Raw genomic sequence first — 13,340 nt, 5'->3', positions numbered from 1 at the left:
CGCCTGCGCGCTGTATGGATGGAAACGGATAGTTTTAAGGGCATCGGTTTCGTTTGTTTCGTCTATTCATCTGGATCTGTTCGGCGTCTGTTTTTATCCGACTGCTTTGTGAACGAGCAGATCGATTTCAGCAGATCTCCATCCAGACAAATCTTACTTCCTGCAGTCCGGGCAGCCGCACTCGCGGGAGCCGTCCTCAGCACAGCGGTCCTGGCCTTCTTCGATGCGGGCATCGATATGGACCTGATAGGGCAGCTGAATGAGTTCAATCCCGGCATCCTGGAACATGCGCTTGCTGGCGATGTTGCCTTCGCTGCCGCAGTACTTGTCCGATTCGTATACGACGCGGGTGATGCCGGACTGAATGATCGCCTTCGCGCATTCGTTGCACGGAAAGAGCGATACATACAGGGTACAGCCCGCCAGCGACTGAATGGAGTTGAGAATGGCATTCAGTTCCGCGTGCACGACAAAGGGATACTTTGTTTCCAGAAACTGGCCTTCCCGCTCCCAGGAGTAGACGTCGTCATCGCAGCCGCGCGGAAAGCCGTTGTAGCCCATGCCTACCACGCGCTTTTGCGGATTGACGATGCAGGCGCCGACCTGCGTGTTGGGATCTTTGGAACGGAAGGCGGCCAGATGGGCCATCGCCATGAAATACTGATCCCAGCTCAGTACCGAACGTTCTCTCATGCGTTTGCTGCTTCCTTTTCCAGCTCAGCCAGAACTTTTGCGAACGTCGGATCGAGCGGCGCTTCAAAATGCATCTTTTCTTTCGTACGCGGATGGATCAGCTCGAGCTGCATCGCGTGCAGCAGCTGTCCGCCCGCTTCAATCGTTTTTCTCGGACCGTATTTCGTGTCGCCGGCAACCGGATGCTGGATATAGGCCATGTGTACGCGAATCTGGTGGGTACGACCGGTTTCCAGCGAACATTCGATGTAGGCGTAGTCCTTGAAGTTTTCCAGAACGGTAAAGTGCGTTACGGCCGGTTTCGAGTTTTTCGCTGTTACCGCCATTTTCTGGCGGTCTTTTTCATCGCGGCCGATCGGCGCGTCGACGGTTCCGATCGTATGCGAGAACGGATGATGGACGATGGCGCGGTAAATGCGGCGCAGGCTCTTGTCCTGCAGCTGGGCTGCGAGAGATTCGTGCGCCATGTCGTTTTTGGCCACAACGAGCAAACCCGAAGTGTCCTTATCAATACGGTGCACAATGCCCGGACGCTTTACGCCGTTAATGCCGGACAGATCCTTGCAATGGTAGAGCAGACCATTGACCAGCGTATGTTCCATATGGCCAGGGGCAGGATGGACAACCATGCCTTTGGGCTTATTGATGACGATGATGTCTTCGTCTTCGTAGACGATATCGAGATCCATTTTCTCCGGAAGAACTTCCAGACTCTGTGCAGGCGGCATATGGATTTCGAGAATATCCCCTTCCTGCATTTTCCGGCTGGCTTTAACGCTGCGGTCGGAAAGTTTGACACGATCTTCTTCAAGAAGGGACGCGGTGCGCGTACGGCTAAGATCAAGGACTTTGCAGATGTACTTGTCCAGACGCATACCGGCATCTTCCTTACTGCAGGTCAGCGTGATCTGCTGGGAACCGTCGTCCAGATCGACGGTCTGAATCGAATCGGATGCATCGAGATCGTCTTCGAAGTTTACGTCGGTCATAACTTCAGGGGTGTATTGACCGCATAAAGTGTCTCTTCGACGTTTTCGCTGTTTTTTCTTCCTGTGGCTTTGGATCCATATTATTTGGACTGACTGGATTTGCTGGATTCATTGAACGCTTTCCTCTCTTTCCATTCCTCGACCAGAACGATCACAATGAGCAGCGCGACGCCGATGGTCAGGCAGACGTCGGCCACGTTAAAGACCGCGAAGGGCGATCCGAAAATATAAAAGCGGAAGAAGTCGCGGACATAGCCGAGCGTCATGCGGTCGATCAGGTTGCCGAGGGCGCCTGCCGCAATCAGAGACAGGGCGAATTCCACTTTCGTACTATCGGTTTTCATAAAATAATACGCGATGACGCAAAGGGCGACAGTCGTGAGAATTCCGAAAAATCCCATCGAGACGCCGGTCATGCTGGAAAAGGCCGCTCCAAAGTTTCGTAAGTACGTCAGTTCAAAGAAACCTGGAATAACTTCAATCATGCCGTTGAGGGGAATGCTTTTAACAATGGCCCATTTGGTCCACTGATCGAGGCCGACCATCAGAACGATGATCAGAGCCCCGACCCCTAAAGCGGGCAGTTTCTTTTTCAGTTTTTGTTTTCGCGTCAGTTTATCGTTGTTCGCAGTGTGAGCTGGCTGTTCCATAGACAGGACCTCCCTTTCGATTAAAAACTTTCTTATGTGTATACAGGCTGTATCATGCTCATTTTTGGCATGCGTTTTTATGGATTGCACTTAGTTTTATCGTACGCGCATTCCTTTTGAAAAAGGATCGCACGCCTGAATGAACTGCAGGTTAAAGTCGGGTACGGGACAGTATGATGTTGCTTTAATCCCGCGCAAGCGTGCCTTAATCACAGCCTGTATCATCTTACCGGTTCTTCTGCTCGGAACGCAAAGAACCGAACCGCGCAGGACGGTTCGGCTGTCTGTTTCTGAATGGGATTTAAATTCTATTTGAAGACGTTTCCGAACGGCTTTTGGAAGGAAAAGCAGGTTCAAAATCGACCCGTCAAAAAGAGAAGCCGGTTTATTCTTCTTGAGCATCCGAGTCTTTTTTAAGGCGTCGAGAATGGGAAGGATGTATTTCGGGTTGGTCACATCGTACGTTTTAACGATCAGCCGGGCCATTAACGCCTGAGGTTCGGTCTTGTTTTTCTTTGCGAGAAACGTGCGGATGAACAGTTTCATCATCGCTTTGGAAGACGCGGGCAGTTTTTCCAGGTTAAAACCGCCGGGGCAGTAAAAATATCCTTTACGTTGTGTTCTTCAAAAGCGCGCAGACACTTTTTGCGAAGCCGCTTCACTTCCTCGTTTTCGGACGGACTGGCGCCGACAATATACAGAATCCGTTTCTGATCAGGACAGGTCGGCAAATTGTCCTTCAACCAGTGGAGATCATGAAGATAGCCTCCGCTGATCCAGCTTCCAAAAACGATGGCCTCATACTGCGATAAATCTTCGGTACTGGCGGCTGACACGTCCAGGCAGTCCGCATGGGCTGCCGAAGCAATCCAATTCGCATAGCGCTTGGTAAAGCCCGTCTGCGAACTATAAATGACAGGTGTTTTCATAACTTTTTCCTGTAATACGAAATTCCTGTTCGGGCGGATCATTTCCCTGTTTTCCTGTTTCAGGAAAAATCCGTCGCATCCTTTTCTACTCTTTTAAGGAAAGGCTTTTGGATTCCGGTTTCCTTTTTCCTGGGGCAGAAGATTCCCCGTTTTCTGGTGCAGGAAGAAACCGGCTATTTCCAGAGTCTGGTTCTGAAAAAGCCTTTTACCCGGTTCTGTCTTTTTACGAATCGGCTTCCTTTTCCATTTCTTCCTCGATTTCATCGATCCGGTTCTGGAGTCGATGGAGCAGATGAAAGAGCGTTTCGACTTCTTCGTCCGTAAAAATTTCAAACAGCGCTTCACGCTCCTGCGGGCAGACTGGGAAGTAGCTGTCGTGGAACGCGCCGTCCTGATCGGTTGGATACAGGCAGACGGAGCGCTGATCTTCCGGGTTTGGCTGCAGCGTGACATAGCCTTTTTCACCAGCACATCGGCCAGCTTTTTGACATTCTGTCTGGAACAGCCCAGTAATTTAGCAAGCTGCGTAAAGGTCATCGGTTCCTTGGAATAGCGAACGATCGCCAGAAGGATGATCTGTTTCAGGGAAAGGTCGGGAACGGACTGATCAAACAGCGTCTGGAGCCGGTTGGCGGTAATCAGCAGCATACAGAAGATAAACATTTTCTGGGTTTCTGCTGAGCCGTACAGTTTTTTGATCATTTCTTCCGAATTCATAGTTGTCTCCTGATTGGCAACTTGTTACCGAATATATTAGCAACTTGTTGCGTACTTGGGCACAGAAAGGTGAAAACGCTTTTCGAATATTGAAATTTCACCAGGAATTGTGCCTGTTCTCATCTTTTATCCATTGGTTTTTGCCTCCGGAAATGGCCTCGTTCAGTACGTTCGAACAATATGAATCGATCATTCTTCCCTGTCTGCACAAAGTGCCAGGCTGTCGATCCTATCGACGGGTGCGGTTTGGAAATTTCACTTACAGAACCCTATGGATTCAAGAAAGCCGGTACGGTCAAAAAGCAATCGCGTATTTATCCATTTTCGTTGTCACAATCCGCAATGGCAAGACATTTTCCGCCGTTTTTGACAAAATTTTCATCCCCATGGGATACCCATTGTTTTGGAAACTGATCAAAGACACAATTCTTTCCCGATTTTCGCCATGCACCAGGCCAGACCAGGACACCTCCAAAGCATCAAATACGGCCAAGTCGAAAATCCAGACGCGATCCAGTACAATTCGGACAGATTGCGAAGAACCAAATCGAGAAGGCAGAGAAAAACCGGCTAGAACAGCCGGTTTCCGTTTTTCGATTGAACAGCATTTTGTAAAAGAGCCACAGGCTCAGGCAGAACGAAATAAAGAATCCCGCCAGACCCAGCACCGGAATGCCAAGCAGCTGCGGTTTCATGCCCGTCGTACAAATGATGGAACTGCCCATCAGCAGCGCCGCAATGAGAATGCAGACGACAAGGCGGTCCACCAGATGACTGATCTGGGGCATCAGATGATCGAGATCCGAAATTTTGATGCCGACCTGAAGACGGCCTTTCTGCAGCAAGGATAACGTTCGATCCAGCCGAACCGGCATGTGCGTGAGCGCCTTCAGTCCCGCATAGCTTTCCTTTAAGAAGGTGCTGATTTCCTTGTTCCAGTCGATCTGATCAAGCGTTTTTCCTTCGCTGGAAATGTATTCCAGCATATTCACCTGATCGTCGAGATCTTTGAGTGTCCCCTGAATGGTCACCATCGACCGGGCAAGCATCGTAATCGAGCTTGGCAGCCGTATGGAATAGCGCTGACAGATTTCAATGGCCTCCGTCACCATCACTCCCAGGTCCAGATCTGAAAACGACTGGTTGATGTAGCGGTTTAAATACGTTTCAAGCGCGTTGGAAAAGCCGATGTAGTCGAGATCTTCCGGCGGAATGCCGATATTGAGAATCGCGTCGCAAAGCCGTGGCAGATCGCGCTGCGCCAGCGCGTCCAGTGCTTCGCTCATCTGCTGGGCCTGTCCGCGCGTCAGCTCGCCCATCATGCCAAAATCAAGCCAGACGATTTTATCGTCGACAATTTTCAGGTTTCCTGAATGCGGATCCGCATGGAAAAAGCCGTGCTCAATAACCTGGTCAATGAAGTTCATGCCCAGTTTCATCGCGATTTCCTTACGGGAATAGCCTTCTTCTTCAAGTGCCGGATAGTTGTCGATTTCGATGCCGTCGATTTCTTCCATCACCAGCATGTTCTGTCTCGTATACTGCGAATATATTTTCGGGATATGCAGGTAAGGAACGTCATCGTTTTCCGCCCCAAAGCGAATCGCGTTGGCCGCCTCATGACGGAAATCCATTTCTTCCTGCGCCGTTTTCCAGAACTCGTCGATGACGTCATCGAGATTGACCAGACCGGAAATGACCTGATCGAGAGAAATCAGCTTTGCGGCTTTTTTCATCATTTTGACATCGACCTGCATCTGTTCGTAAATGCCCGGCCGCTGCACTTTGATGACGACTTTGTCTCCATCTGGCGTGATCGCCTCATGGACCTGGGCCATACTGGCGGAACCTAAGGGCTTTTCGTCGATGTACGAAAAGATCTGATCGATCGGCTTTCCATACGCCCTTTCAATTTCTTCCTTGACCACCGCATACGGCATCGGATTCACATCCGAGCGCAGCTTTTCCAGTTCCTTGGCATACTCCTTAGGCAGCAGATCCGTACGCGAAGACATGATCTGGCCCAGTTTGACATACGTCGGACCGAGATCTTCAAAATCTCGCGCAGCTTAACCGGGGTGATGCCCTGCTGGACATGGTGCCGGCTTAAGACTTTGACAATCTGCGCAAAGCGCTCGCCCGAAGAAACGAGCTTTGTGGAACTGGAAGATGAATTTGTGCTATTGGTCGCCATTTTTCTGTTCCTGGTCTGCCGAAGACGAGGCAGACGATGCAGAAGAAGAAGCCGTCGATTCGGCGGATTGGGAAGAAGCGGAAGAAGCGCCGGCTTGTCCCACAGGACCGCTTTCCTGACGGAATTCGGTGGATACCGAATGGGAATCGCTCATGACTTTCGCGGATGTTCGATGCAGCGGGGTATTCAAGTCGACTTCGGATTCGGTCGCGTTTTTGGTAATTTGGATTGCAAACGAGGGCAGCGGGATATGCAGAGAAATATCGATCGCCCAGTCGTTTTTCTGCTTGATTTTAAACATATACAGATTTTAGCACAGGCCCATTCCCGCCCGGAAGCCATGTCCAAATCGTTCGTCCCCGGCAGGAATAAAACGAAAGCGAATACCGATACCGCTGTCTTCAGAGCCCAAAAGAAAAGCCGGACGACCCGGCTTTTTATGTGTCTGAATTGAATATTGAATAAGAGTAAACTGGCAAAATCATGCGCGAAGGATCCGACCAGAGTGAATTTCATACGGAATTCCATCCAGAACTGGATGGTATAGCAATCGCTGTCGATCAGACGTCAAGCTTGAGATCTTCATTGGTGTACCAGCCAAGTTTTAAGAACAGATGATGGAAGAGCAGCGTGAAGATGGCGGGAAGAATGAACGAAATCAGGATCAGTGCCGTCCAGTCCATGAAACCGATGGAAGCACGAAGGCCTTCGGAAATTTCCGTCATCCAGCCGGTGAATACGCCGATCTGTCCGACCAGACCGCAGGTGCCCATGCCAGAAGAAATGGCGGCGCCGTTCATCTGTAAATTGAACAGGCAGGTGGCGATTGGACCGGTAATGGCGCTGGCCAGAATCGTCGGCAGCCAGATGACTGGCTTGCGTACGATATTGCCCATCTGCAGCATCGAAGTTCCCAGCCCCTGGGCAAAAAGACCGGACCATTTATTGACCGCGAAACTCATGACCGCAAATCCGACCATCTGCGCGCAGCAGCCAGCCAGGGCAGCGCCGCCAGCCAGACCGGTTAACGAAAGCGCAGCACAGATTGCGGCCGAACTGATCGGCAGCGTCAGGAAGATGCCCATCAGTACCGAAACGATGACACCCATTAAAAAGGGCTGAAGTTCGGTAGCCCACATGATCATGCCGCCAAGCGCGGTCGCCCCGCTGCCGATCGCAGGCGCGAAGGCAATCGAAAGCAGAGCACCGATGCAGATTGTAACGAAGGGCGTAACGAGAATATCGACACGGGTTTCCTTGGAAACGAGCTTGCCGCATTCGCAGGCGATGACCGCCACCACGTAAACTGCAAGCGGACCGCCGGCTCCGCCTAGGGCGTCCGCCGCATAGCCGACCGCAAGGAGCGAAAACAGTACAAGGTTTGGCGCGTGAAGGGAAACGCCGATGGCTCCGGCCATCGCCGGCCCTTTGACCGCCGTCGCGTACGAGCCGATTTCCGCGAGAATCGGCAGATTGAGCAGGGTTCCCATCGTATTAAGAATGGTTCCCATTAACAGAGAGGCGAAAAGTCCCTGGGCCATGGCGGAAAGGGCATCGATTCCATACCGTTTGGCAGAAATCTGAACGTCCTTTTTGGCCAGGAATGCAGCAGCAGAACTCATGATTTATTTTTCCTCAACTTTCCTGTAATTGCTCAAAGTATAGGAAGAATCGTGTTTTCGTACAATGCGAATCGAAACCGTACACCTTGAAAAATCCCAAAACTTTGCAGTTTTATGGGATTTTTCTTTCGTGAATGCGCTTGCATGAATCCCCTCGTTTTCGGATCTGTTTTCCTATGAATCCAGCAGGAATATGAAACGCAAAACCGGATCTTCTACTGTATTTCTTTGTATTTCTCCCTCCACTTTCTGTCTGCTTTTACCGCCTTCTCGGACTGTTTTCTGAAAGCGGATCTTCCCTCCTCTTCGCTTTCCCAGAGAAAAAGCGAGTCCCGGATCGAAGATATTCTTCGAACGATGGACTCGCTGTTTTTTCTATATCCAAACTGGATTACGCGTTGAGCGATTTCTGTTCTTTCAGATCGTCCGTAACTTTTTCATCGGCCGCTTTGACTTCATCGGCATCGGCGACAAAGCTTTTGGCTTCCTGCCCGTTTTTCTCATTGAGCAGAGCCTGCTTGTAAAACGCGAGACGGTCGATCTGTTCCTTGGATAGCTGCGGATACTTCGGATCGATGTTCTCAAGCGCTTTTAAGATCGCTTCACTGACGAGATAGCGAGCAAACCATTTCTGATCTGCCGGAATGACATACCACGGACAGTGCTTGGTCGCGGTGACGTTGATCGCGTCTTCGTAAGCGTGCGTGTAATCGTCCCACAGGGCCCGTTCCGAAAGATCGGCTTCGGAGAACTTCCAGTTTTTCTCCGGTCGATCGATGCGTTCCAAAAGCGTTCTTTCTGTTTCTTCGCGGAAACGTTCAGGAAGATTTTTACAATCTGGTAGCCGTTCTGGTACAGGTATTCCTCAAAGCCGCAAATCTGAGAATAGCGGCGTTCAATAATATCCTTATTTTTAATCGAAGCCGGCAGGTTGTAGTTTTTCCAGAGCTCACGCACTTTAACGATCAGCACATCTTCATAGTATGAGCGATTGAAAATAGCGATTTTGCCCCGAGCCGGCAGTGCCTTATTGAAGCGCCAGAGAAAATCGTGGGAAAGATCTTCATGTGTCGGGGATTTAAAGCTGTAGACATCCACGCCCTGCGGATTGACACCGCTCATGACATGCTTGATCGTTCCATCCTTGCCTGCGGCATCCCGCGCCTGAATCAAAATGATCAGACCGGCGCTTCCATCCGCATACAGCTTATCCTGCAGCTGCTGGATCTGAAGCTGGTTGGCGGCCGTTCGGGCAATGATTTCCTCTTTCTTTTTCTTATACGCACCCGCCTGACAGGAAACATCCGAAAGGTGAAGTGCTTCTTTTCCATTGTATTTATAGGACTTGAGCATAATAGGCCCTTCTTTCTGGTTTCAGTATAGACAGGCGAACGAACGGCTTTTTGTCGTTTGCCCAAAGGGTGTAAAAAGCGCATGCCCAAACGACATGTGCCCAAAATCAAAAACATGGAAAACGTCTCCAGAATTCCGCGTTTCAGCCTTTTAAAAAGACAGACAGGAGTACGAAGCAACGGAAGCTGCCCGACCTTTTAAATGCTGGTCTGGGTTGGCGGATTGATCTTCTTTTAAGCAGATGCAACTCGATCCAGCCGCGTCCTTCGACCATGAGTATGGCTGTAAAGATCAGCAGGCCGCCGGTTACCATCATGACGGACGGAACCTGATGCAAAATCAGAAAGCTGAAAATGTTGGCCCAGAGACTTTCCGTCCCCATTAAAATGGAAGCCGCCGCGCAGGATGTGTATTTCTGCGCCGTCGTCTGCATCAGATAGCACAGGAATGTCGACAGGCAGACTGTATACGCCAGAGAACCGATCGTTTCCATCGAAATCTGCGCCGGCCACGGTTCAAGCAGACCAAACGGAATGGCCAGAACCGCCGCGGTGCTTAGCTGCAGCGCGTTGACAACCGCAACCGAAAGGTGTTCGGACCGGCCAAGCGCGACAATCTGTGCCGCGAAGAAAACCGAACAGCCCAGCGAAAGCAGATCGCCCCAGCGAAGACCGAAGCTGCCGCTGCTCAAGGAAAGAAAGCCGATGCCCGCCATGCAGACTAAAGAGGCGCAAAGAACGAGCCCATCCGGTTTCTGTTTCCAGACAATCCAGGCCAGATACGGAACGAGAACCACATTGACCGACGTCAGAAACGCGTTCATTCCCGGTTCGGTCAGATTGATGCCAAACGTCTGCAGCGCAAAGGCGATGTACAGAAAGCATCCCGAAATCAGACCCGTTTTCATGGCTTCCTTCTGTACTTTTTCCCGTTTGACCAGAACTGGAATCCAGGCGAGCAGCGCTGCCCCGGCAAATCGAATGAGAAGCATCTGAAACGGTGTAAATGTCTTTAACGCGAAATCCGTAGCAATAAATCCCCCGCCCCAGATCACGCCGATCAGCAGGCAGAGCAGGTTCGCGGTTTTCTTATTCATGAAACAATCCAACCTCCTAAAACGATGGCCGACTTTTCAGGCCAGTCCGCTTTATTGAATCACGTTTGCGGCCTTCCATTTGAAAAAGATCGAGAAACCCACAAAACCGATCGGGTTTTGATCACTTCTGCGTAAAACCAGACCGATTGGTTTTTCAGTCTTACTCGCTTTACCGATCCTGCCTTTCGGATTAAATCCAGTAATTTCTCAGAACCATCTCCGGATTCGCTTAAGTCATTTGTGAATTATCGCCTGTCCGATCCATAGAAATAGATAGAACCTTGCCGAAACAGCCCCTCTATTTCTTCAAAAGGCACCGTCCTGATCAAGGTCCTTCCAGAACGCGCCAAAGAAAAACAGCGTTCCTGCTTTTGGATTCAGAAGCGCTGTTCGATATTTCTGTTTGATGGATTTCAATCCTTTTCTACCCTTCCAATGGAAAGACCAAAACGGACAGGAAATCGAATGCGGTGTGGCAAATTGCGGTATGGAAAGACCGCAAAAATCAAATACAGAACGGAGCTGGCTACGCCAGGGTCGCCGCCTGCAGCAGAGATGGATCGGCATACGCCATCCAGACAGGAAGCGCCATCTGCGGTTCCGGTTCATCGAGGAAACGATCGAATAATCCATCGTTTCTTCTGCAGAAGCCGGTTCGATATACTGGTCGATGCCGCAGTCCTGCTCGTAAATCGCATCCGCCTGCTCCTGGGTAATCATGTCGTTGCGAACCATCGCCCGCAGAACAATTTCCTGTTTGGCTTTGGCAGCATCGAAATGAACGAGCGGGTTTAACGCCGAGGGCGACTGCGGAATTCCTGCCAGCAGTGTCGCCTGCGCGTCCGTCAGCTCCCACGGTTCGACGCCAAAGTAGCCGTTGGCTGCCTGGCGAATGCCATGGAAGTTGTTTCCATAGTTAATGATGTTCACATAGAGGGAAAGGATCTGATCTTTCGTGCAGATTTTATCGAGACGGGTCGCCAGTACGATTTCACCGGCTTTCCATACCGGGGTACCGTCATACTGTCCATACAGGTTTTTCACCGTCTGCATATCGATCGTGGAACCGCCCGATTTAGGCATCCAGGGGACGATCTGGGAAAGGCCTGCGCGAATCAGCGCTTTCAGATCCACCGCCTGATGACTGTAAAAATGCGCATCTTCGACCGCAATCGTCGCCTGATACAGCATAGGGAAACTTCTTCGTACGGCGTATAGCCGGGCATTGCCTCGGCCCGATCCACCAGCGAAGAGAGATTCTCTGGATTCAAATTCATTGGCGGTATAGATTCCCATGCCAAAGAAGATCACGGTTCCCGCCAGCGCTGCAAACACGGTCAGGCTGAGAACCCATTTCAGAAGCTTTTTCAATCTTATCGCCTCCTTTAGTGCAACCAGATCTATCCCCGTTTTTCACAGGAAACCGATCGTCCTATCCCGTTTTATAAAACGGGAAGTTTTATTTTAAGCGTCTTATCTGGCTGTGTCCTAAGTTTAGCATGATCAAATTGCGGGATTCATGGCTTCGCCTTTAGTTTGCCTTGCATCCCTGTAAGGCTGGTGTCACCTGCCCGCCCTTCCCTCTTTCTTTTGGTTCAATGAAAAATTTTGTGGGATTTGGGATTCCTGATTGATGGGTTTCTTGAAGCATCGATGATCTTAAGAAAGAAATACCCATCATCCTTGAAACCGTAAGCTTGTCGTCTTACGGTCTTGATCTTGTTATTCATGCCTTCAATCTTTCCTGAAGATATCCCAAAAATGGTATGTGAAAGGATCCCTTCGTAATGGTTCTCGATTAGTCGCGCAAACCATTTAAAGTGCTTTTTTCGTTCCTTTGCACGTGTCAATCAGTGAATTCAGCAGCTGCACCATCTCCTCTGGATCTGAGCATTTGAAGGCTCTTTCCAGCTGGTCTTTTACCAGATCGCAGGTCATGAAGAGAGAGTTCACTTTGAGTAGTTCGTTGTAACGTTTGACAAAACCTGTTTTGGCAAGAACTGGCTTTAACCCAAACAAGGTGTTCTCGCCACCCATCATGGCTCCAGCCTTCCCTTTTGCATCTTTGGAAGCCAGCGTTGCCTTAGAAGACATCAGAATATACTTCGACCCTTTGAGAAGCCTGGCCTGCTCGATTTCACCGCTTGCGATCAGCTCTCTCTGAACATCCTTCCGGACTTCAGAGACCACTTTATCGTTAAAATTCTTAACGATATGAAAATAGTCAAATACGATAGAAATCCATGGGAATCGATCTTGAAATGCTTCCTGAAAATCAGAGTTCATGTCACAGGCAACAGCTTGAACATGACTCATCCATTCAATACCCGCATGATCAATAAAATCGTATACGACCTGTTTCTTCTTGCCTCTGGCAATCCAAAGAACATGGCCGGTTTCCAGATCGATGATATGGGTGGCGTATTTATGGCCGTTATGAAGCTTGAATTCATCGATAGCCAGATATCGACTGCAGGTATCGGGTTTCTTCAGCACTGGTCCGAGTTCCGTCTGATCCGTATAAAGCCTGCTCAGCCTGGCTTTATCAATCTCGCCAACGAGATGAGCTCCGACACCAGTCCGCTCAGCGATTTCCTTCAGGGTATAGCAGCCGCTTGCCAGCAGATCTTCAATGTACGATTCGAGAGCTGTAGTAATCGTATGCTTCTGTGCTCTGAATGGAATAGATCGCATTTGTGTATGATGGCCGTTCTCGCAGAAGAGGCGCTGAACCTTCACGGTGACATGGATATAAGTCAAGCCAAAGGGAAGGTGACGCAGTGTGATTGAACGAGATGATTTGATGTGCATCTTCTGACCGCAAACGGGGTAGATTCGTTCTTCATCAGTGACTTCACAGAGTACTCCGTCACACTGATAGATGGAATGATTTCCGGAAGCATCGATCCGGGAATAAACACCTGACTGGGTAAAGCCCGGCAGCGATGAGGGAATGAAAAGCAGACCGTTATTCGATTCATTGGAAACTTGAAAAGCAGCTGAAGAGTTAGTAGAGTACATACGGGATCTCCTGTATCTGGTAGTCTTGATCGACTCTTTCAGCTTACGGAAGACCCTTTTATTTTCTATATTAAAC

14 protein-coding genes and 1 pseudogene are annotated in these 13,340 nt (G+C 49.9%); all 15 read right to left on the bottom strand.

What is annotated here, in order from left to right; all coding sequences use genetic code 11:
- Positions 1–153 precede the first annotated feature (153 nt).
- Positions 154–693, bottom strand: a complete 540-nt coding sequence (locus KWG61_RS07295) for a dCMP deaminase family protein (RefSeq protein ID WP_230267588.1) — start codon at positions 691–693, stop codon at positions 154–156.
- A complete protein-coding gene (locus tag KWG61_RS07290) occupies positions 690–1,568 on the bottom strand; it encodes an RluA family pseudouridine synthase (RefSeq protein WP_230267611.1) in 879 nt (292 codons plus the stop codon). Before KWG61_RS07290 ends, KWG61_RS07295 begins: the two co-directional genes overlap by 4 nt.
- 194 nt (positions 1,569–1,762) lie before the next feature.
- Complete coding sequence (gene lspA, locus KWG61_RS07285; RefSeq protein WP_230267587.1) at positions 1,763–2,332, bottom strand: signal peptidase II; 570 nt, start codon at positions 2,330–2,332, stop codon at positions 1,763–1,765.
- Between the two features lie 96 nt (positions 2,333–2,428).
- The gene (locus KWG61_RS07280) at positions 2,429–2,881 is read right to left on the bottom strand and encodes a hypothetical protein (RefSeq protein ID WP_242745403.1); all 453 of its coding nucleotides are present in this window, start codon (positions 2,879–2,881) and stop codon (positions 2,429–2,431) included.
- A complete protein-coding gene (locus tag KWG61_RS07275; RefSeq protein WP_242745401.1) occupies positions 2,878–3,261 on the bottom strand; it encodes a flavodoxin domain-containing protein in 384 nt (127 codons plus the stop codon). The genes KWG61_RS07280 and KWG61_RS07275 overlap by 4 nt, the downstream gene beginning before the upstream one ends.
- Before the next feature lie 93 nt (positions 3,262–3,354).
- Entirely contained in the window at positions 3,355–3,978 is a 624-nt protein-coding gene (locus KWG61_RS07270; protein ID WP_242745398.1) for a MarR family transcriptional regulator, read from the bottom strand.
- Between the two features lie 295 nt (positions 3,979–4,273).
- Positions 4,274–4,471: a hypothetical protein gene (locus KWG61_RS07265; protein ID WP_242745397.1), complete on the bottom strand. Its 198-nt coding sequence runs from the start codon at positions 4,469–4,471 to the stop codon at positions 4,274–4,276.
- Positions 4,458–5,993: an AarF/UbiB family protein gene (locus tag KWG61_RS07260; protein ID WP_242745396.1), complete on the bottom strand. Its 1,536-nt coding sequence runs from the start codon at positions 5,991–5,993 to the stop codon at positions 4,458–4,460. Before KWG61_RS07260 ends, KWG61_RS07265 begins: the two co-directional genes overlap by 14 nt.
- A 165-nt stretch (positions 5,994–6,158) precedes the next feature.
- The gene (locus KWG61_RS07255) at positions 6,159–6,473 is read right to left on the bottom strand and encodes a hypothetical protein (protein WP_230267583.1); all 315 of its coding nucleotides are present in this window, start codon (positions 6,471–6,473) and stop codon (positions 6,159–6,161) included.
- 259 nt (positions 6,474–6,732) lie between these two features.
- Positions 6,733–7,794, bottom strand: a complete 1,062-nt coding sequence (locus KWG61_RS07250; RefSeq protein ID WP_230267582.1) for a PTS transporter subunit IIC — start codon at positions 7,792–7,794, stop codon at positions 6,733–6,735.
- A gap of 391 nt (positions 7,795–8,185) precedes the next feature.
- A pseudogene (locus tag KWG61_RS07245) lies at positions 8,186–9,147 on the bottom strand (PPK2 family polyphosphate kinase).
- A 142-nt stretch (positions 9,148–9,289) separates the two neighbouring features.
- Complete coding sequence (locus KWG61_RS07240; protein WP_242745395.1) at positions 9,290–10,243, bottom strand: DMT family transporter; 954 nt, start codon at positions 10,241–10,243, stop codon at positions 9,290–9,292.
- Between the two features lie 306 nt (positions 10,244–10,549).
- Positions 10,550–11,614, bottom strand: a complete 1,065-nt coding sequence (locus KWG61_RS07235; protein ID WP_242745394.1) for a biosynthetic peptidoglycan transglycosylase — start codon at positions 11,612–11,614, stop codon at positions 10,550–10,552.
- A gap of 224 nt (positions 11,615–11,838) precedes the next feature.
- Positions 11,839–12,093, bottom strand: a complete 255-nt coding sequence (locus KWG61_RS17300) for a transposase (RefSeq protein ID WP_367614287.1) — start codon at positions 12,091–12,093, stop codon at positions 11,839–11,841.
- Positions 12,059–13,264 carry a transposase gene (locus KWG61_RS07230; protein WP_242745393.1) on the bottom strand — a complete coding sequence of 402 codons (1,206 nt, stop codon included), beginning with the start codon at positions 13,262–13,264 and terminating at the stop codon, positions 12,059–12,061. The genes KWG61_RS17300 and KWG61_RS07230 overlap by 35 nt, the downstream gene beginning before the upstream one ends.
- Between the last annotated feature and the right edge of the window lie 76 nt (positions 13,265–13,340).

The organism is Allobaculum sp. Allo2 (assembly GCF_022701175.1).
Taxonomy (GTDB): domain Bacteria; phylum Bacillota_I; class Bacilli_A; order Erysipelotrichales; family Erysipelotrichaceae; genus Allobaculum; species Allobaculum fili.
Note: the sequence above shows the minus strand (reverse complement) of the source record. Positions and strands in the feature narration are given on the sequence as shown.

Excerpts from the sequence above, each read along its gene's own strand:
- KWG61_RS07295 (WP_230267588.1), bottom strand. The coding sequence starts at position 693 with ATGAGAGAACGTTCGGTACTGAGCTGGGATCAGTATTTCATGGCGATG.
- KWG61_RS07280 (WP_242745403.1), bottom strand. The coding sequence starts at position 2,881 with ATGATGAAACTGTTCATCCGCACGTTTCTCGCAAAGAAAAACAAGACC.
- KWG61_RS07230 (WP_242745393.1), bottom strand. The coding sequence starts at position 13,264 with ATGTACTCTACTAACTCTTCAGCTGCTTTTCAAGTTTCCAATGAATCG.
- KWG61_RS07275 (WP_242745401.1), bottom strand. The coding sequence starts at position 3,261 with ATGAAAACACCTGTCATTTATAGTTCGCAGACGGGCTTTACCAAGCGC.
- KWG61_RS07290 (WP_230267611.1), bottom strand. The coding sequence starts at position 1,568 with ATGCGTCTGGACAAGTACATCTGCAAAGTCCTTGATCTTAGCCGTACG.
- lspA (WP_230267587.1), bottom strand. The coding sequence starts at position 2,332 with ATGGAACAGCCAGCTCACACTGCGAACAACGATAAACTGACGCGAAAA.
- KWG61_RS07260 (WP_242745396.1), bottom strand. The coding sequence starts at position 5,993 with ATGTCTTCGCGTACGGATCTGCTGCCTAAGGAGTATGCCAAGGAACTG.
- KWG61_RS07240 (WP_242745395.1), bottom strand. The coding sequence starts at position 10,243 with ATGAATAAGAAAACCGCGAACCTGCTCTGCCTGCTGATCGGCGTGATC.
- KWG61_RS07255 (WP_230267583.1), bottom strand. The coding sequence starts at position 6,473 with ATGTTTAAAATCAAGCAGAAAAACGACTGGGCGATCGATATTTCTCTG.
- KWG61_RS07250 (WP_230267582.1), bottom strand. The coding sequence starts at position 7,794 with ATGAGTTCTGCTGCTGCATTCCTGGCCAAAAAGGACGTTCAGATTTCT.
- KWG61_RS07270 (WP_242745398.1), bottom strand. The coding sequence starts at position 3,978 with ATGAATTCGGAAGAAATGATCAAAAAACTGTACGGCTCAGCAGAAACC.